Raw genomic sequence first — 23,084 nt, 5'->3', positions numbered from 1 at the left:
GCTAGATCGCGCGCTTACGAACATTCGCACTGGTGGTCCGGTACCGTTCATCTGCGCCCACATGTAGCTCTTGCGTTGTGCAGCACGGCCTGGCTCTTTTAGTACCTGCACCGTCGTTTCATCGCCGTAGACGATGTCGGCCTCGAGCAGGTGGTCGCGCATCAGGTTAATCAGCGGCTGCACTGCCATGCCGACGCGCACTACGCTTGCTGCCAGCGTACCGCGTGAGAGATCGCCACCGAAACGGTGCAGCAACGCGGCGATCCGGTACAGCGGCAGCGCGTCAGCAAACTTACTCACAACCACCCATGCAAGCGCTGATTCAGTGAGTAGGCCCTTCGGGATGATGCGCGAAGGTGCCGGCGTCACCTTGATGCCAAGGTCGCAGCAAGGGCATGCGTGTTTGATTCGCTGGTGCTGAATGACGCGAACCTGCTGCGGCACGATATCGGGTTGCTCGCTGATCTCGGCGCCGATCTCGACCAGTGCGTGGCCGTCATGTGCGCAGACGCGTTCTGATTCGGGCAACTCATGGCGCACGACCTCGCGAGGCAGCATCGGGTTTAACGGTTTGCGCCCACGCTTCCTGCGTTCATGCGCGCCGACTTCGACGCTCTGTTCTGTTTCGGCCTGTTGCGCCGGTTCGCAACCCGTTGCGAGCGCTTCTGCTTCGTTCAGGAAGAGGTCGCGTTGCTCAGCACCGCGCACTTCGCTCCTGGAAGCAAACAACTGCCGCTGATAGGCCTTAAGTCTCTCGCGCAACAAATCGCGTTCGACTGTCACCACACGCAACTCGCCCTTCATGGCAGCGAGTTCTGCGCGCAGCGCCTGCAGTTCGTCGGTAGAGGAAGAGGATGACGGCGACATCGCTGAATTAGACCAGCGATGCCGGTTCTCGTTTCAGGTCACGCGCTGATAATAACGCCTCGGATGCGCGCGCATCGCTTCGATGTCGATGCCCTCCAGCAGCCAGTGAAGTTGCTCTGTTCGCAGCACGAGCACCGCTTCCTTGCGCGGCCATACGAAGCGGTCCTGCTCGAGGCGTTTCATGAGAAGCCAGAAGCCGTTACGGTCCCACAGCAGCATCTTGATGCGGTCGCGCCGCTGATTGCTGAACACATAAACCGCACGCGCAAATGGGTCGAGCTTCGTTGACTGCTCGACGATGGCTGCGAGACCGTTGATGCTCTTGCGGAAGTCAACGGCGTCACGATGCACATAGACCTTCAGTTCATCGTCCAGGCGGAACATCGCACCGTCCTAGCGTCTCGATCATGGCCGATAGCAACGGCGCGTCATTGCCGCTGCATTCAAACCGGAGTGTGACGCCGTTGGGCATCTGCACCATCAACCGTGCCGAAGTCATCGCCGGCGACGACGCCCTTGCTGCGGGGGTGTGGCGGTGTGCCTTCGCAGATGCGGGCGCGACCACCGCTTCGTGACTATCGACTTCGACCACCGGAACGAAAGCTGTGCCAGTCGGCGCTGGCTGTGGGGACGTGCCAGCCAGTCGCTGCTGATGCAGCTTGATCCACTTGCGCAGCAAGTTGGCGTTGACCCCATGCTTGAGTGCGAGCCCGGCGACCGAAGCACCTGGTTCAAGACACGCTTCCACCAACTTCTGTTTGGTTTGCCGGTCATATCTGCGCTTGCCGTCCCGACCGACGTTGATGACCTTCACCCCAGTCGTTTCTGAGTGTTCTTCTGTCATGAAAGGTGTCCACTGATTCGAATGAACTGACCCCGGAATGTTGGACACGTTGACGTTAGTGGTGCTTATATTTCATCCGGTATTGAACTGGACTAAGTCCGCGTAATCTTAGCTTGATTCGATCATGGTTGTAATAGTGAATGTAGTCTTTGATGCCAGCTTGCAGTTCGACGATGTTGCGAAACCTGTTTGGGTGGAAGAATTCGGACTTGATCGTTCCGAAGAAGCTTTCCATCGTGGCGTTACAAGGCAATTTCCTTTACGCGACATGCTCTGTCTGACTCTCTGCTGTTTTAGTCGACGGCTATAAACAGGCATCTGGTACTGCCAGCCTTGATCGGAATGCAATATCGGCTTGTCACGTGGCCCAAGCTTCACAAAGGCCTTACTTAGCATCGTGTTGACCATGTCGAATAGCGGACGTCGTGCCGTCTCGTAGGCGATAATTTCGCCGTTGTAAAGATCAAGAACCGGAGAAAGATAGAGCTTCTGGCCGCCGACGTTGAACTCAGTCACGTCCGTTACCCACTTCTGATTGGGGCGAGATGCACCAAATTTCCGCTTCAGAACGTTGGGAGCGATCTTGCGTCGAATGCATGACTTCAGGGACAGCTCGCCCTTTAAGGACGGCTGCAAGGGGGTAACGCTGCCTCAGTTCAAGTACGATTTGCGCTTTTTCTGCCGAGCTGCTTTCGTCTTCGCTTGAACCAAGGCGTCGAGCTTTTTTAAATATTCGTTCTCCATGCGCAGCTGCTGCACTTCAGCAAGCAGATCCTCGCGGCTGCGGTCTGCATCCGCTGCCGGCTTGTTTTCTGATGTCGGTGGTTTCGGCATTCTGAGGGTGTAGGTTGCAGGCCGCGAACGTCCCGCGGCCAGACTACCGTCATCATACTGCCGCTCCCAAACTGCAATGATATTGAAATTGCGAACGTTCGCGAGCGCTGCGACCTGACGGAATGAAAGGCCTTCCTTCCGCATCCGCTTCACAACTGCGGCCTTGAACTCAGCGCTATACCGCACGCGGCTAGTTCTTGTTCGTAGACCTTCCTCGCCGTGCGCTTGATATGCCGCTATCCACTTCCGAAGTGACGAAACATCCACGTTGTGGCGGGCCGCAACTCTCTTCACCCCGGCGTGGCCGGTGCAGTAATCCTTCGTCGCCGACAGTTTCTTCTTCTCGCTGTATTTCACCCAGAACCTCTAAAAGGGTGTCCAACTTCGTGGGGTCAGTTCATCGAAAACAGTGGACATAGCCTGCACGCTCAGATCAAAGAGTTCCAGACGTCCATTTCTGCGCGCTTGCTGTGAAAAAGCACGACGCTTGCTGTCGCGCAAGAGGTCGACGGCGTTGCCGGCGCGCCGAAACGCGAGTTCCAGGCTTTCCGCAGCTGAAGCTGTCATTTTGCCGCCAGGCGTCGAGCAGGTTATCCGGCGCGCCGCGGCCATATTGGTCTGCACATTAAACCGCGCGCATTCGAAATCATCGGCGAGGTTGGTGACAACGTTCCCGCCGCGTAATTGCCAGAACGCCGGTGGCGCGTGCATGTGCCGGGCGATCGCTCTGCGCACCTCCCATTACCGTGGCTATTTACGCCATCGACCGCGTGCCGCACCACAAGGATTTACCGCTTCCAGAGATATTGCAAAACGAAGGTGGACCATCGATCGAACTGTGCGCGAACCCGCTGCCTCAGCTATGAGTTCTTTGCAGGCAGCCGCCCGGCCGCCGCCGCAGTTGCCGGTCGGCGCTTTCCCGCCTGAGCCTGACGCTGCGCGGTCTGTCCAGATTGATTCGATTTTAGTTAATAAAAACCGAAAATAACTTGCTTCTCCGCTGCGGCGTATCTCTCTACAGTGACTCTCACGGTAGCAGCTACGAACAAGGGAGACATTGCAATGCAGGAAGGAAGCGTCAGCTATCGCGCCCAGGATGGAATCGCGATCATCACCATCGATCGGCCCGAGAAGCGCAATGCACTGACTGCCGCCATGTGCGATCAGCTTTCCGACGCGCTGGCGCGTCTCGAATCGGGCGATGAACGCGTCGGTCTGCTATGTGCAAATGGCGCGACGTTTTGTGCAGGCGCCGACCTGAGTGCGCCCCCCGAACATTTCTGGCGTTGCGTACCTGGCGTCGGCGTGACATTGACCAAGCCGCTCATCGCCGCGGTGCAAGGACCGGTGGTCGGCATGGCTGTAGCCATCATGGCGTTTTGCGATCTGTGCGTCGCTTCGGAAGACGCGCGTTTCATCTATCCCGAGGCGAAGATCGGCCTCTCGAAAGGCTTGATCTCGGCGCTGTGCGCACGCGTGCCCCACAAATTCGCGATGGAAATGATGCTGCTCGGCGGTCCGATTTCCGCGGCGCGTGCTTTCGATGTCGGCTTCGTCAATCAGTTGACGCTGCCAGGTCAGCAATTCGAGGCCGCGCAGGAGATGGCCTGCACGCTCGCGTCGTCCGCACCGCTCGTTCTCGCCCAACTGAAGACGCTGGTGGCCGCGACGTTGCCCACCAGCCCGGCGGAGACGATGTACCGGACCACGGCACTTGTCGAACGCGTGACAAAGAGCGAGGACGCGATCGAAGGCGTGCGTTCGTTCCACGAAAAGCGCCGTCCAGATTTCAAGGGTGTCTGACATGCAGGCACATCGCGCAGAAACCTTGTCGCGCGTCAGCGACAGTCTGATCGAAACGCTGCGTGCCATGTTCGGGCAGCGTCTGTCCACGGCGGCCGTGGTGCGGGAACAGCACGGCCGGGGTGAATCGCCGTTTCGGGCCATGCCGCCCGATGCTGTGGTGTTCGTGGAATCCACCGATGAAGTGTGCGAGGTCCTGAAGCTCTGCAATGCCCATCGTGTGCCCGCCATAGCGTTTGGTGCGGGTTCTTCGCTGGAAGGTCATCTGCTCGCCACGAAAGGCGGCGTATGTATCGACCTGTCGCGGATGGATCGCATCATCGGCGTGAATGCCGGCGATTTCACGGCTAGCGTGCAGGCGGGTGTAACGAAAGAAGCGCTCAACGCAGTGCTTCGCGGCGACGGCCTGTTCTTTCCGGTCGATCCCGGTGCGCATGCGACGCTCGGCGGAATGGTCGCGACGCGCGCGTCCGGCACCAATACCGTTCGCTATGGATCGATGCGCGAAAACGTACTCGCGCTCAAGGTGGTCACCGCCGACGGAACGCTCGTCCACACCGGCACGTCGGCGGTGAAATCGTCTGCGGGCTACGACCTGACGCGTCTGTTCGTCGGCTCGGAGGGCACGCTTGGGATCGTGACCGAAGTCACGCTGAAGCTGTTTCCGTTGCCTGAGGCGATGTCCGCCGCGGTCATCACCTTTGAGGATGCGGATGCCGCGGTGACGACGGTCATCGATGCGATTCAATCGGGACTGCCCATCGCGCGCAGCGAGTACCTGTGCACCAATTCGATCCGCGCGATCAACGCCAATTCGCGCGAGCTCGCGTTGCGCGAGCGGCCGACGCTCTTTATGGAGTTTCATGGTTCTCCGGGCTCATTGCAGGAGCAAACCGAATTGCTGCGCGAAATTGCGTTGCAGCACGGCGGCGAAGACTTCCAATGGGCCGATCGGCCGGAAGAGCGCAGCCGTCTTTGGCATGCGCGCCATCACGCGTATTTCAGCTGTCAGCTTTCGCGGGCCGGTTCAATGATCATCGCGACCGACACCTGTGTGCCGCGATCCAGACTGGCCGAATCCATCGATGGTGCCGAGCGGATCATGGCGCGAGCGCACTTCCCGCACATGACGTTCGGTCATATCGGCGACGGCAATTTTCACGTGCTGATGGTGATCGACCCGGGCAGCGAAGCCGAGCGGGAAGAGGCGGAAAAGCTGAACGAAGCGATCGTCGAACTCGCGATTGGTCTGGGCGGAACCTGCACGGGTGAACACGGAATCGGCTTTCACAAGAAAGCGTTTTTACGGCGCGAGGCTGGCGATGCCGCTGTGCAATTGATGCAGCGAATCAAGACGGCACTCGATCCCCACGGCATTCTCAATCCTGACAAGATTTTCTAGGCGATGCATTGCACGCTGCCGGGCTGCGCCCGGCCGTCGCGTCGACAACCAACGGGCTATCGGATCACAGGAAGGTTTCCACTATGAACGACAAAATTCTCTCGGGTGTCAAAGTACTCGACCTGACACGCGTGCTGGCTGGTCCATGGTGCACCCAGGCGCTCGCCGACATGGGGGCGCAGGTGTTCAAGATCGAACGTCCCGGCGTGGGCGACGAAATGCGCCAGTCCCCCCCCTTTCTGAAGAATCTCGACGGCGAAACCACCAACGACACGCCCGCGTTTTTTAGCGTGAATCGCGGCAAGCGCTCATTGACGATTGATTTCACCAAAGAAGCCGGCCAGAAGGTCGTTCTGGATCTGGCCGCGCAGTGCGACGTGTTCATCGAAAACTTCAAGGTCGGCGATCTGAAGCGCTACGGTCTCGACTACGAAACGGTACGGAAGATCAATCCGCGGGTCGTCTATTGCTCGGTGACGGGCTACGGCCAAGATGGTCCGATGTCGCGTTTTCCCGGCTATGACCCCGTGCTGCAAGCCGTGTCCGGCATCATGAGCACGTGCGGGCTGCCTGACGGCCAGCCGGGCGCCGGCCCGGTCCGCTCGATGGTACCCCTCGTCGACGTGATGACGGGAATGATCTCAACTTCGTCGGTTCTCGCCGCGCTGTATCACCAGCAACGCACGGGCGAAGGACAATACGTCGATGTCGCGCTGCTCGACGTGGCCGTGGCCGCAACGACTTACATGTCGCAGAACTTCCTGTCGACCGGCCATGTGGCAGCGCGTATCGGCAACGGCAGCCGGCTGTTCGCGCCGTCTAACTGCTATCCCTGTGCTGACGGCCCGTTGCTGATCCAGATCGGCAATGACGGTCAATGGGCCAAGCTCTGCAAAGCGATCGACCGCGAGGCGTGGATGAAAGATCCCCGCTTCGCAAGCAACGGAGCGCGCCTCGAACATGTCGTGGAACTCGATTCCGAAATCCAGGCGGTGACCTCAAAGCTCAAGCGCAACGACCTGGCCGCGTCGCTGAACGCCATGGGCGTGCCGTGCGGCCCGGTGAATACGATCGCGGAGGCGTTCAATCACGAACAGGTGATTCATCGCGGCTTGCGTGCCGAAGTCGACCATCCGGCGCATGGCGTCATTCCGGTGCTGCGCAGTCCGTTCCGCTTTTCGCTGACACCGATCGAATTGAAAGCGCCGCCGCAGCTTGGTGCCGATACCGTGCCGGTACTCGAAACGGTGCTCGGTCTTTCGGCGTCGCAACTCGACGAGTTGCGTGGCGCGGGAGTCATCTGATGCCTGCATCGAACGTCTTGATTGATGCAGACACGTTGGCCAGCCAACTGTCGGCCATGCGGGTGATCGATTGCAGTCACGATCTCGAACGAACCGAGGCGGGTGTCAATGCCTATCGCGCGGGGCATATCGACGGCGGGGTGCATGCTCATCTCGACCGCGATCTGTCGGGCCGCAAGACCGGTCTGAACGGCAGGCATCCGCTTCCGTCGGTAGTGGACTTTACGCGCTGGCTCGGCAGTGTGGGCATCGATCCGGCGACGCCGGTCGTGGCATACGATCGGTCGGGAGGAGCGTATGCCGCGCGCCTGTGGTGGCTGTTGCGCTGGATCGGCCACCGTGACGTACGCGTTCTGGACGGCGGCTGGCAGGCGTGGACCGAAGCAGACCGTCCTTTCATCAAAGGCATGACACAAGTGTCGCCGGTGCAGTATGGCGAGGCCCGGGGCTCCGATGAGCGCCATGTGGACGCCGCATTCGTCACACGCAACCTGACGACGCGCGAGACATTGATCGTCGACGGGCGAGGAGCGCCCCGGTTCCGCGGCGAAACGGAGCCGATCGACCCGCGCGCAGGCCACATTCCCGGAGCGGTCAACCGTCCTTTTACCGACAACCTCGCCGAAAGCGGCCGCTTTAAATCCTCGGCGGAGCTGGCTCGCGAGTGGGTCAATGTATTGAACGGGCGAGACAGTACCCAGGTCGTCGCGCAATGCGGGTCGGGCGTGACCGCGTGCCACAACCTTCTGGCGATGGAAATCGCAGGCATGCCCTCGGCACGTCTCTATCCCGGCTCATGGAGCGAGTGGTGCAGCGATCCGCTGCGTCCCATCGAGACCGGCCCGGCACTCACATAAACCGCGGCAGCAACCGGGAAATGGGTCTTACCTTCAGGAGAGAACGACGATGTTGAACGACTGGCTTGAAATGTTGAAGAAGAACCGTGCGGCTTCGGGCGCGTTGATGGAGCACCACCCCAAGCTGATCGCCGGCTTTCGTGGATTGAACGAGTCGCAAGGCGCGACCGGTACGCTGGATGCAAAAACGCGCGAACTGATCGCACTCGCCGTGGCTGTCACGACGCGCTGCGAGGGTTGCATCGCGTCGCATGCCCAAGCGGCCCGCACGGCTGGTGTAACCGAGGCGGAACTGGCGGAGGCGTTGTCTACGGCAATAGCGCTCAACGCAGGGGCGGCGTATGTCTATTCGCTCAAAGCAATGGATGCCCACAAGGCCTTTCAGCAAGGCTGATCAGTGATCTTTGTCGCGCGGGACAAATCGTTCGGCTTCGCCTGGCGGGTTGTCCCGCACGTTCGTTTGATAGTGGGCCCAGCATGACTTCAACTTTCGACCCGGTACTCGAGCGCGCCGATGGCCAGATTGCGCGTGCCTTGACCAACCCCGGCCAACAGCCGTATGTGCATGCATTTTTCGAACCTGGCAGTTGCACGGTGAGCTATGTGGTTGGCGATCCGGACAGCGAGGCCTGCGCGGTCATCGATTCGGTGCTCGATTTTGATCTGGCTGCGGGGCGCACATCGACCCGGACCGCCGACGAACTCGTACGCTTCATTGAAAGCGAAAAGCTCGACGTAAGATGGGTTCTCGAAACGCACATCCACGCCGATCATCTTTGCGCCGCACCTTACGTGCAGCGACAGTGCGGCGGCGCGACCGCGATCGGTGAGCATGTCGTCGACACCCAGCAGTATTTCGAACGCATGCTGAACGTGCAGGCCGATCCCGATGCGACCAGTCCTTCGTTCGACCAGCTATTCGCCGACGGCGATCACTTCTGTATTGGAAGCCTTGAAGCAACGGTGCTTCACGTGCCGGGGCATACCCCTGCATGCGTCGCCTACGTGATTGGCGACGCGGTGTTTCCGGGCGACACGCTCTTCATGCCCGACTACGGCACGGCGCGCTGCGATTTCCCGGGCGGCGACGCACGCAAACTTTATCGTTCGATTCGCCGTCTGCTCTCGCTTCCCGATCCTACGCGGCTTTATCTTTGCCACGATTATTTGCCGGCCGAACGCACCGCCTATGCGTGGGAAACCACTGTAGGCGCGCAAAAACGCCAGAACATCCACGTGCGCGATGGGATCGACGAAGATGCGTTCGTGGCCATGCGCGAAAGCCGCGATCGAACGCTCGCGATGCCGCGAATGCTTTTTTCCGCCGTGCAGGTCAACATGCACGGCGGACGCCTTCCAGCAGCTGAACGCAATGGCGTGCGCTACCTGAAGGTGCCGCTTAACCAGATCTGATGTGTTCCGGCGGAACCCTGCTTCCGCCTACACCAGCTTCCGATAGACAGACGGAACCTCGCTGAGCAGAAAATCGCGGATTCGCAGCACGTGAGGCTCAGGCTTTGGCCGCCGCGCATTGGCGATTTCAAGCATATGCAACACTTCGGGCTCGACGATCGGCACCGCAACCAGTTTGTGTGCCTTCGCGAGCTGCCGCATATAGCCCGGCACGATCGCTATGCCCTGGCCGCTGGCCGCATAGGCTATGGCCGACATGGCGGTGCTGACCTCGTGAGCCAGTTCGATCGTGACGTCCGCGGGTAAGGCTTTCTGGATCGCGAGGCGCGACGATTGATTCGTCACCACGACTGTTTCCGCGACCACCTCCCGCCAGGTCAGCGGATGCTTGCGCGCGAGCTTGTTGTCTCGCCGGATCAGCGCCGTCCATCGGGACGCGAAGAGAAGCTGGCTCTCCGTGCTCTCGTTATTGGGCAAACGCACGCCGATGGCGATATCGGCGATGCCCGCGTCTACGACCTCCGGCAACTGATGCGACATCACCTCGATGCAGTTGATCCTGACGTTGGGCCACAACGTGGGCGCCCGTTCGAACGCCACGCCGAGTAGCGAAGTGATGACGGTTGGCGTAGTCGCAATGCGGACGGTTTCGTAGGAGCCTTTTCTAAGCGACGACGCACAGCTCTCTGCTGCACGCACTTCTGTCAGCACGCGAACCACCCGTTCGAAATACTGTTTGCCGGCTTCCGTGAGACGCACATAACGTGTGGTACGGTCGAAAACCCGGAATTCGAGGCTCGTTTCCAGATCGCGGATCGCGAGACTGACCGCTGCCGGCGTCATGTGCAAAGCCTTGGATGCTTCGACGAAACTGCTTAACCGGGCGACCGCTTCGAAAACCCGCAGATGTCGAAGGTTGGTAGAACTCATGGCCTGCTTCCCCTCAATCGCTGCACTGTTAACCTAGGGCAAAACAATGACGCGATATTCCTTGATTGTATATTAGGGATCGCCGCACTACATTGGACCTCACCCGACGCGCTCGATGCACAAACAATAGGGCGCAAACGGAAGGAGACGGTCGCGAGATTCCAGAGACGTGCTTTACAGCGCGTTACCCGCCAACAAGAATCCGCGCAGAAACGAAATCGAAAAGGAGGAGACAGGAATGTTGCCAACCGCACGCGACATTGGCGCGGATACGGTATCTGCCGAGAAATCTGCGTACGCGAAGGTGAACCTGCGAATACTGATTCCGCTGGGTTTATGTTTCATGCTGGCGTTTTTAGATCGTATCAATGTGGGGTTTGCTTACCTGCATATGAAAACCGACGTGGGCCTCGACGAGGCTGCATTTGGGATCGGTGTTGGGCTGTTTTTCATCAGCTATACGCTGTTTGAGGTGCCGAGCAATCTGCTGCTAACCCGTGTGGGTGCGAAGAAAACCATTTCTCGCATCATGGTGCTGTGGGGGCTCGCCTCTTCGGCAACCATGTTCGTGCAGACGCCGATGCAGTTCTATGTCACCCGGCTCGCACTGGGTGTCGCGGAAGCTGGCTTCTTTCCCGGCGCGATGCTCATACTCACGTACTGGTATCCGGCACAAAAGCGGGCCAGGGTGATTGCGCTCTTTTCGCTGGCGGTGCCGCTGGCGGGTATGATCGGGAGCCCGCTTTCCGGCTGGATCATGCAGACGTTCAACGGCGTGGGCGGTTTAAAGGACTGGCAGTGGATCTTCCTGATCGAAGGCATGCTGCCGGTCGTCGTGGGGGTGCTCATGTACTTTCTGCTCACCGATAAGCCGGAGAGCGCCGAATGGCTGTCGCAGGAAGAACGGGAAGTCGTGGTGAGCGCCATTCAGGAAGAACACAGCGCGAAAGGACACGACGATAAAACGAAGCATTTTTCGGCTGCGATCCGGTCGCCGCGACTCTACATCGTCGCACTTGCTTATTTTCCAGTTGCGTGGGCGGGCAATGTGCTCAACTACTGGGCGCCAGCGTTGATCAGGCATCTGGCAGGCGGGAACGTGCTGAACATCGGCCTGTTGCTCGCGATTCCTTCGACCATTGGTGCGGTCGGCATGCTGCTCGTGTGCCATCACTCGGACAAGAAACTCGAGCGACGCTGGCACTGGGCAGTCAGCGCGATACTGACGGCCTGCGCGTCCATCGCGCTGACGATGTCCGGCCACAGTCTCGTGGCGATGATGATTGCGTTGTGCGTGCTGAACATCGGTTATCTGTGCATCGCTGCGCTCTTTTTCACGATTCCAACGGCGTTCCTGTCCGGCACTGCCGCTGCTGGCGGGCTTGCGCTAGTGAGTGCGTGTGGACAGGTTGGCGGATTTCTCGCCCCCGTTGCGATCGGCCATATCAAGGCTGCAACCGGCAGCTTTTCTCCTGCCTTCGTCCTGGTGGCTGCGCTGCTCGTGATGGCAGCGTGCGTCGTCATCGGATTGATTCCCGCGAGCATTCTTGTCAGGAAGTCGAACGCCTGATCTGGTTAGGCCAGGCGTTCGAGCATCGATCATGATGCTATCCATATATAAGGGAATCCTAATTAACTTTAGAGTTGATATATGAAAGAGATTCGCAGGCAGCAAATCCGCAAATTCATCCGCGTGAACATACCCATCGCAATCGCAGTGCTAACCCTTTTCGCTACGACTGCTCGCGCCGAGAATTCGGTCACCCTGTATGGGATCATCGATTCTGGACTCATGTATGTGAGTAACCAGAACGGACATAGCAACTATGAAACGACGACTGGCAAATTATCTGGGAGCCGATTTGGCTTTAAGGGCAACGAAGACCTGGGTGGTGGTTACAACGCGTTCTTTGTGCTCGAAAACGGCTTCTCTGCCAATTCCGGTGCTTTGCAGCAAGGCTCGCGTCTATTTGGCCGTCAGGGGTATGTCGGTATCGGTCAGACGTCATTGGGCAAGATCATGCTGGGGCGCCAGTACAGTCCGTTCGAGCTGTACGTCGGCTATCTGACGGCTGGCATCCGCTTCGGCACATCCTTGATGACCGACCCGTTCGATCTGAACATGCTTGGTGGCTCGGTGCGCTTTAACAATGCGGTCACCTATGAAAGCCCGGACTATCGCGGGTTGACCTACAGCGTGCAATATGCGTTCAGTAATCAGGCTGCCTCGGCGGGAGGTTTGGGTTTCGCCAATAACCGCGAATTCGGGGCCGCGATCAAGTATCTGCGCGGCGGCTTGCGCGCGGCAATCGGCTATGCGCGTCTAGATGGGCCCAACGCCGCTTCGAATACGAACGGTGCAACCTACGGCGATTATCCCGGCGCATTTCCGCTCTGGTTCAAGCGGCTCGACAGTAACCTGTCGGGCAAGACATCCAGCGCGGCGCTGGCGATCGGCACCGAACAGGTGATTACCGCCGGCGGTCTTTATCGGATCGGCAATATCGAGCTTGGCTCCGTCATCTCTCGCACGCTGATCGGCAAGTTGAGCATCTCTGGCGCCAGTACGCCGGACTTCAATACAGCGAATGGACGCTTCGATATCGACTCGCTGGAGTTAAGTGCCAGTGACTATCTAACGCCAAGTTACATTGTCGGCTTGATGGGCAAGTTTTCCAACGCGAGCCTGAGAACGGGTGCCGGCGACATGTCACTCCACTGGTGGCAATTCGGACTTGGCAACGACTATCTGTTGTCAAAACGTACCGACGTATATGCAGCCCTCGCCTACGAGAGCGCAGCCGGACGAGGTAACGCGGCGCAGATCACACTCGATGCGCCCTCGTCGAATTCGCATCAGGTTGCATTCACGGTAGGATTGCGTCATCGATTCTGAGGTCGACGGATTGGATGTAAAACGGCAATTCGATAGCCAATATAGTGAGTGGGACGCCGGGTGGTCGATGTCGTTGGAAAACGAAGAGGAGCTTGAATGACTAATCCGCTACCCTTGAGCGGCATCCGGGTGATCGAGGTATGCAACGTCGCCGCGGGGCCGTACTGTGCCATGTTGCTGGCCGATATGGGTGCCGACGTGATCAAAGTGGAAAATCCGGAAGGAGGTGACACGCTACGCAGTTGGCCACCTCTTTCCGGAGGCTACAGTGAGAATTTCGCCGCGCTCAATCGCAACAAACGTTCGGTAACGCTCGACCTGAAGAATCCCGCGGATCTGCAACTCTTGCGTGCTCTTGCGCAAGATGCCGATGTACTGATCGAAAATAATCGGCCCGGTGTCATGGAGCGTTTGGGTGTGGGCTACGAAGCACTCTCCGCGCTCAATCCGAAGCTGGTGTACTGCTCGATCTCGGCGTACGGGCAGTCGGGGCCGCGCGCCGGAGAGGGCGGGTTCGATCTGACCATTCAAGCCATGAGTGGGATCATGAGCGTCACGGGAGAGGCCGGTGGCGCGCCAGTCAAATGTGGGGTTCCATTGGCCGATTTTTCTGCAGGTCTGTATGGGGCATTCACCGTGCTCGCTGCTCTTCGTTCGGCAGCAATCAACGGAATCGGCTGTCACGTCGGCGTCCCCATGCTGGGCGCTACGTTAGGGATCGCCGCTTTGCAGACGTCCGAGTTTTTCGGCAGCGGGCGGGATCCCAAGCCGTTGGGGTCCGCTCATCCGCGCAATGCGCCTTACCGCGTATTTCGCTGCAAGGACGGCTATTTCGGCATGGCGGCCGGCAACAATTCGCTGTGGCGTTCAGTCTGCGACGTATTGGGCAGAAGCGATCTGCTAACGGACAAACGATTCATGTCGCCTGGCAGTCGGGCCCAGCACCAGGATGCGCTTTTGCAGATCCTGGAGGCGGAGTTTGCCAACGGGAATACGTCCGAATGGCTCGAACGATTCCGCGCGGCACGCGTGCCTTGCGCCCCGATCAATTCGTTCTCACAGGTCCTGGCCGATCCTCAGGTGGAGCATATGGCTTGGGTGCAGCCCATCGAACTGCCGAACGGAATCAGGACGAAAACCTTCGGCTCGCCCGTGCAGATCGATGCCCACAGTTTGCCGATCCGTTTGCGGCCGCCGGCTTTGGGCGAGCACAACGCCGAAGTACTCGATCCGCTGCGAGCAACGGCGGAACAGGAGGCTCAACGGTGAACGATGTGCTGAAAGTCGAGACGCGCGACGGCGTCTGGAGGTTCACGCTCAACCGTCCTGAGAAACTCAATTCATTGAACGTGGAACTTGTCGACAGGCTGCTGGATTCTGTCGATCAGGCCAATGCAAGCGGAGCCAGGCTGCTGATATTTCGCGGCGAGGGCAAGAGCTTCTGCGCGGGGTTCGATATGACCGGACTGGATGCGCAAAGCGATGGCGATCTGACGCTGCGATTCATTCGGATCGAGATGCTGTTGCAGACGATTGCAAAGTCTTCCGCGCAGACAATGGGACTTGCGCACGGCAAAGTGTTCGGCGCAGGGGTTGATCTTTTCGCGGTTTGCCGTCATCGCATTGCAGCACCCGATACCGTATTTCGGATGCCCGGTCTAAGGTTCGGCATTGTGCTTGGCACGCGACGATTCGCCGCGGTCGTCGGCACCGAGAGAGCGCGGCACATCCTGGAGGAGACCCGCGCGTTCGGAGCAGAGGAGGCGCATAGACTCGGCGTCGCACACAAACTATGTGCTCTCTACGAATGGGACGACGTGATAGAAAACGTCCGTGAAAAGACCACTGTCCTCGACGAAGTCGCACGCGCAGATCTTTATCGCGTGTTGACGTCTGCGGGATTCGAAGCGGATCTAACCGACCTCGTGCGATCCGCCGCCCGTCCGGGTTTAAAGGAACGGCTTCTCTCCTATCAACATTCGCGAGCGTTCAAAAACCCGCCTTCTCACTGAATGTGCGAAGAGACGGCTGGGCGCCGGTGCTGCCATCCCATTTCATGGAGAACGATTCAACATGAAAAACTTCGCGCGCTTCGAGAATTTCGTCGAAGCCATGACCCGGCTCGTGGAAAGTGGCGGAAATGAGGCATCGCTGCGCTTTGGTGGTCGTCGACTACTGGAAGCGTTGGTGACACAGGATGACTGGTTGCCCGAAACTTTTGCGCAACCTGATCGTCACTATTACCGCCAATACCTGTTGCACGCCGACCCTCTCGAACGCTTTTCCGTGGTGAGTTTCGTGTGGGGGCCAGGGCAAAGCACGCCATTACACGACCATACGGTGTGGGGACTTATCGGCATGCTACGAGGTGCCGAGCGAGAAGAGCGCTACGAGTGCCGTGAGGAGGGGTGGCCTATGTGCCTCCTTGGAGAGTCGACGCTGTATCCGGGCAAAGTGAGCGAGGTCTCTCCGGTGATCGGCGACATACATCGTGTGGCAAACGTCTATCGCGACCAGGTCTCGATCAGCGTGCACGTCTATGGCGGAAACATCGGCCGCATTTCACGACATGTATTCGATCAGAAGACCAGTACTTCGAAAACGTTCGTCTCCGGTTATTCGAATGCAATAGCCAATGATCCGCAATGAAAGCTCATCTGTAGCTGAGTACGAAGAGTTTATTGCCGTGCTGCGATTTCGCAATGAGGCAACCTTGGCTCATCGTTGTTTCCCTTTATTGTGATGGCAACCGCACGCGACTCAAAACGCGCGCAGGTTGCGCACGCACGCGTGTAATAACGACTGAAGCGCAGGCTCGGCGTCGTCGCCCAGGCCGTCGAGCATGGCTGTCTCGACGTGATTCGAGGCCTCGTCGCAGGCAAGCAACAAGGCTTCCCCGGACCTGGTAAGCGACAGCAGCACCACGCGGCGATTCATCGGATCGGCTTCGCGCGTCACCCAGCCTTGCGCTTCCATCGTCTTCAGCACCTCATTGGCCGACTGCGGAGTAATGAACGAGCGCTCCACGATCTGCGCGTTCGAAGAGCGACCACTCGCCCGCAACACCGAGAGCGCGGTGTATTGAGGCAACGTGAGCCGATGACGCGCGGGCGCCTCGGTCAGGCGCCGCGAAATCACGCGATCGAGCTGCCCGATCAGGTAACTGATCCGCATGCGCGGCGCTCTGCGCTGCGACGAGCGAGCGGTACGCGCGAGGGGCGCCGTTTTAGCAAGGGCGACCGAGGCGCCGGCGGAGGATTTTTTAGTCATAGTCGACACACGACGTGAGGGCTTGTACGAACGCCATCGTAAACCACTTTACATATCAGGTGGCCTGATAGTAAATTGATGATAAGCCGCAAGTGCGGACGGGTTTACGGAGAAATGAGATGAGCTATGAAGGTCGCTGGAAAACAGTCAAGGTTGTGGTTGATGGCGGCATCGCCTGGGTGACGTTGAATCGCCCCGAGAAACGCAACGCGATGAGCCCGACACTTAACAAGGAAATGATCGATGTGTTGGAGACAGTCGAACTCGACGCGGATGCGCAGGTACTGGTGTTGACCGGCGAAGGGTCGGCATGGACAGCTGGAATGGACCTCAAAGAGTATTTCCGCGAAGTCGACACAGGCCCCGACGTGCTGCAAGAGCGCATTCGACGCGACGCGAGCCGCTGGCAATGGCAACTGCTGCGGATGTATTCGAAGCCGACGATTGCGATGGTCAACGGGTGGTGCTTCGGTGGCGGATTTTCGCCACTTGTCGCGTGCGACCTCGCGATCGCGGCGGACGAAGCAGTGTTCGGGCTTTCGGAGATCAACTGGGGCATTCCGCCTGGAAATCTGGTGAGCAAGGCGATGGCCGACACGGTCGGACATCGTGAGGCGCTGTACTACATCATGACCGGCGATACGTTCACAGGTCAGCAAGCGGCCAAAATGGGGCTTGTCAACAAGAGTGTTCCGCTTGCGCAGTTGCGCGAAGAGACTGTTGCGTTCGCGGCGAAGCTGCTCGATAAGAACCCAGTAGTGCTGCGAAATGCAAAGCACGGCTTCAAGCGCTGTCGCGAGCTTACGTGGGAACAGAACGAAGACTATCTCTACGCGAAGCTCGATCAAGCGAACCATCGCGATACCGAAGGCGGCCGCGAGCAGGGGCTCAAGCAATTTCTCGACGACAAGGCGATTAAACCCGGCCTTCAGGCTTATAAGCGCTAAGCGGTTTGTCGAGCAGCGCGCGCAGAGGAGACGACGATATGCACGAAAGCAGTCTTTTGATTGCCGGCGCAAAGCAAGCCGCGTCTAACGGTAAGACATTCGAGCGGACGAACCCCGCAACAGGAAAGGTGGCGACACGAGCGGCGGCGGCTAGCGTGGACGATGCTGACGCGGCCGTGGCCGCTGCGTCCCGTGCGTTTCCATCCTGGGCTGTTATTTCGCCCAGCGAGCGTCGAAAGCGTCTGCTCGTGGCCGCGGACATCATGGACGCTCGCGCTGGGGACTTCGTGCGAATCGGCGCGGCGGAAACGGGTGCAATGGCCAACTGGTACGGCTTCAACGTGATGTTGGCGGCCAAGATGCTGCGTGAGGCCGCCGCCATGACCACTCAGAATGCTCGGAACGCGACGCCGCGCTCGTGAGCGCCATGATCGCGGCACTGGGACGGCGCTGATGTTTCGCTTCGAAGCTGATTTGAAGGTGTTCCTGCACCGCGAGCCGATCGACTTCCGGGCAGGCATCAACAGCCTGGTGATGCTGGTCGAGCAATCCATGCAACTGGACCCGTTTGCGCGTGCCGTGTACGCCTTCCACAACCGCAGACGCAACCGGATCAAGCTGCTACTTTACGAGCGCAACGGTTTCTGGCTGATGGTGCGGCGTCTGGAAGAAGATCACTTCATCTGGCCGCGCCGGCAACAGGCGGTGATCGAACTGACGACCGAGCAGCTACGCTGGCTGCTCGAGGGTATAGACATCGATGCAATGCGCCGTCATCCGGCGCGGCGGTATCGCCACGCCAGCTAATGACCGGTTTGCCGGGCAGCAACGCGCGCGAATGACTGTTACAAATCTCCGTAAACCTGTAGCGCGCGGCATTCGACTATCCTGGGAGCATGAATGAAGACGACTTCTCCCGATTGCCGTCCGCCGCCCAGGCCTATATCCGTGAACTGGAGTCACGCAACCGGCAGCTGGGCGAACGTATTGCCCAACTAGAGGAGCAGTTCCGCCTGGCGCAGAGCCAACGCTTCGCCCCGAGCAGTGAGAAGCTACGCGATCGTGTGTTCGACGAGGCAGAGCAGATCGCTGCGACCGAAGCGCATGACGCGGACGTCGCTGCCGACACCTTCACACTGCCCGATACTGGCCTGCCCGATGCGCCGCAACCGCCACGGCGCAGTCCTGGGCGCAAACCGCTACCGGCCCATCTGCCACGTCAGCGCATCGAATACGACCTGCCTGATGACCAGAAGATATGTCCGTGCTGCGCACACGGGCTTCACCGTATGGGTGAAGAGATCAGCGAACAGCTGCATATCGAGGCAAAGGCCTCGGTGCTGCAGCATGTACGTTTCAAGTACGCGTGCCGGCACTGCGAGCGCCACGCCGAACGCACGCCGGTGATCACCTCACCGATGCCGGCGCAGCCATTGCCGGGCAGCAACGCGAGTGCGGCGATGATCGCCACCGTGACTGCCGGCAAGTATGTCGACGGAACACCTCTATACCGGATGGCCAACGCATTGGGGCGCGCCGACATTGAAGTGGGACGCGGCACAGTGGCCAACTGGATCATCCGGGCCGCCGAGCTGCACTATAGCCGGCTCTATGAGGCTCTACACAGGACACTGCTGTCGCAGCCGCTGATTCACGGTGACGAGACAACGGTGCAGGTACTCAAGGAACCCGGCCGTGCGCAGAGCACCTCCTATATGTGGACGTATCGCAGTGCCGACGGCAGCACGCAGCCGGTTGTGCTGTTCGACTACCAGCCGGGGCGCGGGCAGGAATATCCTCAAGCGTTCCTCGCGGGCTATCAAGGCCTGCTGATGACGGATGGCTATGCCGCCTGGCGCACACTCGAAGGCCCCACGCACTTCGGCTGCCTGGCTCACGCCCGTCGCGCCTTCGTTGAAGCGCTCAAGGGCATGAAGAAACCCGGTGGCCGTGCCGCGCAGGCGCTGGAATACTTCAAGGCGCTGTATCAGGTCGAAACGCTCACCAAAGCCGATCTGCCCGAACGCGAGACGCGCGCTGACTACACATACCGCCTGCGTCAGCAACACAGCGTGCCACTACTCGAGGCATTCAGAAAGTGGCTGGACGACCAGGCGCCGCAAGTCCTGCCAGAAAGTCTGCTGGGCAAGGCAATCCCATACACGCGAAACCAGTGGACGTATCTGTGTCGCTACGTGAGCGACGGGCTGGCCCCCATCGACAATAACGTCATCGAGCGAGACATCCGTCCATTCTGTACCGGCAGAAATTCATGGCTGTTCAGTGACACGGTTGCCGGCGCGAAGGCAAGCGCCATGATCTACAGTCTTATGCTGACCTGCAGGGCTTCCAACGTCGAACCCTACGCCTACCTCGTGCACGTACTCACCGAACTACCGAAGCGAGAACCGGATGCTGACGTGACCGACCTCTTGCCGTTCAATCTCGCAAAACTGACCACCGCCGCTCGCTAAGCTTGATCTGGTCGATGCATTCGAAGCGCCTTGCCGATCGATGCGCCGCCGCCTGGCACGTCAACCTCCGTGCACCCCTATGAGCTCGGTGTGCTAGATCGCGCGCTTACACATGATCGGTGTCAGTTCCGTCCGATGGAAACCTCGCACCCGATCACTTTGAGGGGGCAGCGCACCTTTGGACACTCACCTTTGCCAGCGCGCCGAACACAGCCGGCGTGCGTTCCAGGCGGGCGATCGTCCGTGCCCCTTCGAGGGCGGCTACCAGGGCGGTTGCAGTAGAGGACGCGCGCGCGGGAGTGAAGCCGCACTGCCTGAAATGCTCCCTGATAATTCCGGTCGACTCAGCAAATCCGCGCGCTACCCGTTCGGTCAGTTCAGCATCGAGCGCGGGCAACTCGTTCGCCAGATTTTGCATCAGACACCCGTACTGGAAATCAGAGGCGACCATTTCGGCCGCGAATGTCCGAAAAATCTGACGAACGAACTTCAGCGGATCACCCGTCGTATTCGCCGAGATGTCCCGTAGCACCGCAATCCGGTTCGCAACGTAATTGTCGATGGCTTCTTCGGCGAGTTGTGCCTTGCCGCGGGGAAAGTGAAAGTAAAACGATCCTTTAGGCGCACCGCTTTCTTCAAGGATCTGGGTCAGTCCCGTCGCGGTGTAGCCCTGGATGCGAAACAGCCGTTCGGCCGCGGCGATCGCGCGAGCGCGCGCGTCAGTCTTGCGTGTCATACCAGAAACGTACCACGTTTAGCTTGACCCGGCTATGTCAATCGCCATACTATGGCGATCACCATATTATGGGTACGAGCGATGCCTCCCGACCCATTGACGCCATCGATGTCCCGACGAGCCGTTCTGGCGATGGGCGCGGTCGGCCTGGTTGCCTCTTTAATTCGGCCCGCCCGCGCAAACCCCCCAGGAGGAATCGATTTGACTACGTCAACATATGGTGAGGGAACGCTCCCCAATGGGGTCCGCTCACGCATGATCCATGGCGTCAACGGGCTCGATGTCCATATTCTCGAGGCCGGTTACGAAAGGGCAGGCCGGCCGCTTGCACTGCTTCTGCACGGCTTTCCCGATCTGGCTTACGGCTGGCGACACGTGATGCCGATTCTTGCTGACGCCGGCTACCATGTCGTGGCGCCTGACCAGCGGGGTTTTGGCCGCACGACCGGTTGGGTGAACGACTATGACACCCCGCTGGCGCCCTTCAGCCTCCTGAATATGACGCGTGACGCCCTCGGTCTGATTCTGGCGTTGGGGTATAGGCGCACGGCCATGCTCGTCGGGCACGACCTCGGCTCGCCCGTGGCGGCCTATTGCGCGCTAGCGCGAGCTGACGTCTTTCCCTCGGTGGTGCTGATGAGCGCACCGTTCCCCGGTCCGCCGGCGCTTGCGTTCAACACTGCGGAAAGCGGGGTATCGCCGGTTCAATCGAACACGGGCAACCAGAAGCTGGCGGCCGCGCTGGCGGCGCTTGACCCGCCCAGGAAGTATTACCAGCAGTATCTGAGCAGTCGTCAGGCGAACCAGGACATGTGGCACCCGCCTCAGGGCTTACACGCGTTCCTTCGTGCATTTTTCTACGTCAAGAGCGCCGACTGGCCGGGAAACAAGCCGCATCCGTTGAAGGCGCTAACCGCCGCAGAACTTGCACAGATGCCCACCTATTACGTCATGGACCTCGGCAAGACGATGCCGGAGACGGTCGCTCCATTTCAGCCTTCCGCCGCCGAGGTGCTGGCCAGCAAATGGCTCACCGAGCCGGAACTTGAGGTGTACACGCAGGAGTATGACCGCACGGGGTTCCAGGGCGCGCTGCAGGCGTACCGCGTTTTTTCCGATCCTGACCAAAACGCTGAGTTGCGCCTGTTCTCGGGCAGGACGATCGATGTACCGTCACTTTTCATCGGAGGCAGGAGCGATTGGGGCACCTGGTCGGCGCCGGGCGCGCTCGATATGATGACGACGAAGGCGACGACGGGAATGAGGGACATCGAGCTGATTGACGGTGCCGGTCACTGGATCCAGCAGGAGCAGCCGGTCAGGCTCAGCGAGCGCCTGGTCGCCTTCGTCAGGGAGATGGACGGGGCGGATCACATTAGCCGTTAGGCCGCGGGATGCCTATCGCGGCTCTTGCAATTGTTTGCGCCCAGCCCGGGCTGGCCACGACGGATCTCTTCCTGCGCGGCAAGTCGCCCGAGTCGGTGGCTGTATTGGCAGCTTGTCGATCTGCTTGATCGACTGTGCGATGAGGAAACTGCGGATGCCGTATCGAAGATGCGCGGCGCGTAGGCATCAAAGGAAAACCACCACTCAAACAAGCCCCAGGGGTGATAGACCTGTGTGTGCCAAGAAAGTCGAACCAAGGCGAGCCAAGGCGTACTTGATAGCCGGCCGCAACTAGCGCAAGCATCAGGTCGTTGGACGCAACACGCTCCACAATCAACGGCTTTTGATCGACCCGTCGCAGCACACGCTCGATCTGCCGCGCGTAGCCCTCGCAGTCATGAAGATCCTTGAGAACCAACGGATAGCGCAACACCTCTTTTAACGGAATCCGCTTGTGTGTCAGCAGAGGATGTCGAGCGGGCACGGCAACCATCAAGGGCTCGTTCGACACCGCCTCAGCAACGACTCCATCGCCGGCTTCATCCGACCGCGCGAAGCCTACGTCATACAGGTCATCGTGTAACCCCTTGATCTGTTGCGCCAAGGGAACCTCGAACAGGCGTATCTCGATCTCGGGTTCCTCTTGGCGACACAGCGCGAGAAAGGTCGAGAATTGCGATGACGGGATGCCATCAGATAACGCGACTCGCAACTGACCGTGGTAGCCATGGGTCGTAGTTTGCACGCTGTCGGCCTGCTGCAGGGCAGTAAAGACACACGCCACATTCTCCGAGAACAACTGACCTGCGCGAGTCAAGCGAGTGCTGCGTGTAGTGCGCACGAAGAGCCGTGTTCCCAGTTCTTCTTCCAACTCCTTGATCGCGCGCGACAGTGGCGACTGCTCGATATGCAGTCGCTCGGCCGCGCGCGCGAAATGAAGCTCCTCTGCCACTGCGATAAAGCACCGAAGATGACGTAGCTCCATACACACTCCACCGAATAATCATTTCCGCTTGGCAAATCGGAACTGCGCAATTGAGGAATGGTCCATCGGCGCCTCGCGCGCATTGGACTTGCAGAGAACACAAGAGCCAGGTCGAAGTGGTTCTCGGTTGGCTGAG

At 59.4% G+C, this 23,084-nt stretch carries 22 protein-coding genes and 4 pseudogenes; 16 read left to right on the top strand and 10 right to left on the bottom strand.

The window, feature by feature from the left end:
- Positions 1-18 precede the first annotated feature (18 nt).
- The 6 genes and pseudogenes from U0034_RS24715 to U0034_RS24695 form a co-directional block, all read right to left on the bottom strand.
- Positions 19-867: pseudogene (locus U0034_RS24715) on the bottom strand (transposase); the annotation flags it as partial.
- Between the two features lie 33 nt (positions 868-900).
- The gene (gene tnpB, locus U0034_RS24710; RefSeq protein WP_085230678.1) at positions 901-1,251 is read right to left on the bottom strand and encodes an IS66 family insertion sequence element accessory protein TnpB; all 351 of its coding nucleotides are present in this window, start codon (positions 1,249-1,251) and stop codon (positions 901-903) included.
- Positions 1,232-1,711 carry an IS66-like element accessory protein TnpA gene (gene tnpA / locus U0034_RS24705; protein ID WP_085230679.1) on the bottom strand — a complete coding sequence of 160 codons (480 nt, stop codon included), beginning with the start codon at positions 1,709-1,711 and terminating at the stop codon, positions 1,232-1,234. Before tnpA ends, tnpB (U0034_RS24710) begins: the two co-directional genes overlap by 20 nt.
- Positions 1,712-1,766: 55 nt before the next feature.
- Positions 1,767-2,497: pseudogene (locus tag U0034_RS29300) on the bottom strand (IS3 family transposase); the annotation flags it as partial.
- Positions 2,498-2,791: 294 nt separating this feature from the next.
- A pseudogene (locus U0034_RS29295) lies at positions 2,792-2,839 on the bottom strand (hypothetical protein); the annotation flags it as partial.
- Between the two features lie 72 nt (positions 2,840-2,911).
- A complete protein-coding gene (locus U0034_RS24695; RefSeq protein WP_139831233.1) occupies positions 2,912-3,256 on the bottom strand; it encodes a hypothetical protein in 345 nt (114 codons plus the stop codon).
- Positions 3,257-3,607: 351 nt separating this feature from the next.
- On the opposite strand from U0034_RS24695, the gene U0034_RS24690 reads away from it, so the two are divergent.
- The 6 genes from U0034_RS24690 (at position 3,608) to U0034_RS24665 (ending at position 9,324) form a co-directional block, all read left to right on the top strand.
- Positions 3,608-4,348 (top strand): enoyl-CoA hydratase/isomerase family protein, encoded by a 741-nt coding sequence (locus U0034_RS24690; RefSeq protein ID WP_085230680.1) that lies wholly within the window; start codon positions 3,608-3,610, stop codon positions 4,346-4,348.
- Between the two features lies 1 nt (position 4,349).
- Positions 4,350-5,750 carry an FAD-binding oxidoreductase gene (locus tag U0034_RS24685; protein WP_085230681.1) on the top strand — a complete coding sequence of 467 codons (1,401 nt, stop codon included), beginning with the start codon at positions 4,350-4,352 and terminating at the stop codon, positions 5,748-5,750.
- An 83-nt stretch (positions 5,751-5,833) separates the two neighbouring features.
- A complete protein-coding gene (locus U0034_RS24680; RefSeq protein WP_085230682.1) occupies positions 5,834-7,054 on the top strand; it encodes a CaiB/BaiF CoA transferase family protein in 1,221 nt (406 codons plus the stop codon).
- Entirely contained in the window at positions 7,054-7,911 is an 858-nt protein-coding gene (locus tag U0034_RS24675) for a sulfurtransferase (RefSeq protein WP_085230683.1), read from the top strand. The genes U0034_RS24680 and U0034_RS24675 overlap by 1 nt, the downstream gene beginning before the upstream one ends.
- A 49-nt stretch (positions 7,912-7,960) precedes the next feature.
- A complete protein-coding gene (locus tag U0034_RS24670) occupies positions 7,961-8,305 on the top strand; it encodes a carboxymuconolactone decarboxylase family protein (RefSeq protein WP_085230684.1) in 345 nt (114 codons plus the stop codon).
- 83 nt (positions 8,306-8,388) lie between these two features.
- Positions 8,389-9,324 (top strand): MBL fold metallo-hydrolase, encoded by a 936-nt coding sequence (locus U0034_RS24665; protein ID WP_085230685.1) that lies wholly within the window; start codon positions 8,389-8,391, stop codon positions 9,322-9,324.
- A 27-nt stretch (positions 9,325-9,351) separates the two neighbouring features.
- On the opposite strand, the gene U0034_RS24660 is transcribed toward U0034_RS24665, so the two are convergent.
- Positions 9,352-10,254 carry a LysR family transcriptional regulator gene (locus U0034_RS24660; protein ID WP_085230686.1) on the bottom strand — a complete coding sequence of 301 codons (903 nt, stop codon included), beginning with the start codon at positions 10,252-10,254 and terminating at the stop codon, positions 9,352-9,354.
- A gap of 238 nt (positions 10,255-10,492) precedes the next feature.
- Here U0034_RS24660 and U0034_RS24655 point away from each other — a divergent pair, with 238 nt between their 5' ends.
- From U0034_RS24655 to U0034_RS24635, 5 genes are all read left to right on the top strand, one after another.
- Positions 10,493-11,824: an MFS transporter gene (locus tag U0034_RS24655; RefSeq protein ID WP_085230687.1), complete on the top strand. Its 1,332-nt coding sequence runs from the start codon at positions 10,493-10,495 to the stop codon at positions 11,822-11,824.
- Between the two features lie 81 nt (positions 11,825-11,905).
- Complete coding sequence (locus tag U0034_RS24650) at positions 11,906-13,150, top strand: porin (protein ID WP_085230688.1); 1,245 nt, start codon at positions 11,906-11,908, stop codon at positions 13,148-13,150.
- Between the two features lie 96 nt (positions 13,151-13,246).
- Positions 13,247-14,419: a CaiB/BaiF CoA transferase family protein gene (locus tag U0034_RS24645; protein WP_085230689.1), complete on the top strand. Its 1,173-nt coding sequence runs from the start codon at positions 13,247-13,249 to the stop codon at positions 14,417-14,419.
- The gene (locus U0034_RS24640; protein ID WP_085230690.1) at positions 14,416-15,162 is read left to right on the top strand and encodes an enoyl-CoA hydratase/isomerase family protein; all 747 of its coding nucleotides are present in this window, start codon (positions 14,416-14,418) and stop codon (positions 15,160-15,162) included. The genes U0034_RS24645 and U0034_RS24640 overlap by 4 nt, the downstream gene beginning before the upstream one ends.
- A gap of 61 nt (positions 15,163-15,223) precedes the next feature.
- Positions 15,224-15,799 carry a cysteine dioxygenase family protein gene (locus U0034_RS24635; RefSeq protein WP_085230691.1) on the top strand — a complete coding sequence of 192 codons (576 nt, stop codon included), beginning with the start codon at positions 15,224-15,226 and terminating at the stop codon, positions 15,797-15,799.
- A 111-nt stretch (positions 15,800-15,910) separates the two neighbouring features.
- Here the strand turns inward: U0034_RS24635 and U0034_RS24630 are convergent, their stop codons facing one another.
- Positions 15,911-16,324 (bottom strand): MarR family winged helix-turn-helix transcriptional regulator, encoded by a 414-nt coding sequence (locus tag U0034_RS24630; RefSeq protein WP_233212091.1) that lies wholly within the window; start codon positions 16,322-16,324, stop codon positions 15,911-15,913.
- Between the two features lie 215 nt (positions 16,325-16,539).
- Here U0034_RS24630 and U0034_RS24625 point away from each other — a divergent pair, with 215 nt between their 5' ends.
- The 4 genes and pseudogenes from U0034_RS24625 (at position 16,540) to tnpC (ending at position 19,841) form a co-directional block, all read left to right on the top strand.
- Entirely contained in the window at positions 16,540-17,367 is an 828-nt protein-coding gene (locus tag U0034_RS24625) for a p-hydroxycinnamoyl CoA hydratase/lyase (RefSeq protein ID WP_085230693.1), read from the top strand.
- Positions 17,368-17,405: 38 nt separating this feature from the next.
- Positions 17,406-17,759 (top strand): annotated as a pseudogene (locus tag U0034_RS24620) (aldehyde dehydrogenase family protein); the annotation flags it as partial.
- Positions 17,760-17,820: 61 nt separating this feature from the next.
- Complete coding sequence (gene tnpB, locus U0034_RS24615) at positions 17,821-18,174, top strand: IS66 family insertion sequence element accessory protein TnpB (protein WP_158243585.1); 354 nt, start codon at positions 17,821-17,823, stop codon at positions 18,172-18,174.
- An 89-nt stretch (positions 18,175-18,263) separates the two neighbouring features.
- Positions 18,264-19,841, top strand: a complete 1,578-nt coding sequence (gene tnpC, locus U0034_RS24610; protein ID WP_085230696.1) for an IS66 family transposase — start codon at positions 18,264-18,266, stop codon at positions 19,839-19,841.
- Between the two features lie 154 nt (positions 19,842-19,995).
- Here the strand turns inward: tnpC and U0034_RS24605 are convergent, their stop codons facing one another.
- Entirely contained in the window at positions 19,996-20,577 is a 582-nt protein-coding gene (locus U0034_RS24605) for a TetR/AcrR family transcriptional regulator (protein WP_085230697.1), read from the bottom strand.
- A gap of 255 nt (positions 20,578-20,832) precedes the next feature.
- On the opposite strand from U0034_RS24605, the gene U0034_RS24600 reads away from it, so the two are divergent.
- Positions 20,833-21,963 carry an alpha/beta fold hydrolase gene (locus tag U0034_RS24600; protein ID WP_085230698.1) on the top strand — a complete coding sequence of 377 codons (1,131 nt, stop codon included), beginning with the start codon at positions 20,833-20,835 and terminating at the stop codon, positions 21,961-21,963.
- On the opposite strand, the gene U0034_RS24595 is transcribed toward U0034_RS24600, so the two are convergent.
- Positions 21,953-22,948 (bottom strand): LysR family transcriptional regulator, encoded by a 996-nt coding sequence (locus tag U0034_RS24595; RefSeq protein ID WP_269149711.1) that lies wholly within the window; start codon positions 22,946-22,948, stop codon positions 21,953-21,955. The two genes, U0034_RS24600 and U0034_RS24595, sit on opposite strands and share 11 nt — an antisense overlap.
- Positions 22,949-23,084 lie beyond the last annotated feature (136 nt).

Source organism: Trinickia caryophylli, assembly GCF_034424545.1.
GTDB classification, from domain to species: domain Bacteria; phylum Pseudomonadota; class Gammaproteobacteria; order Burkholderiales; family Burkholderiaceae; genus Trinickia; species Trinickia caryophylli.
This window is presented reverse-complemented; position numbering and strand designations above follow the sequence as displayed.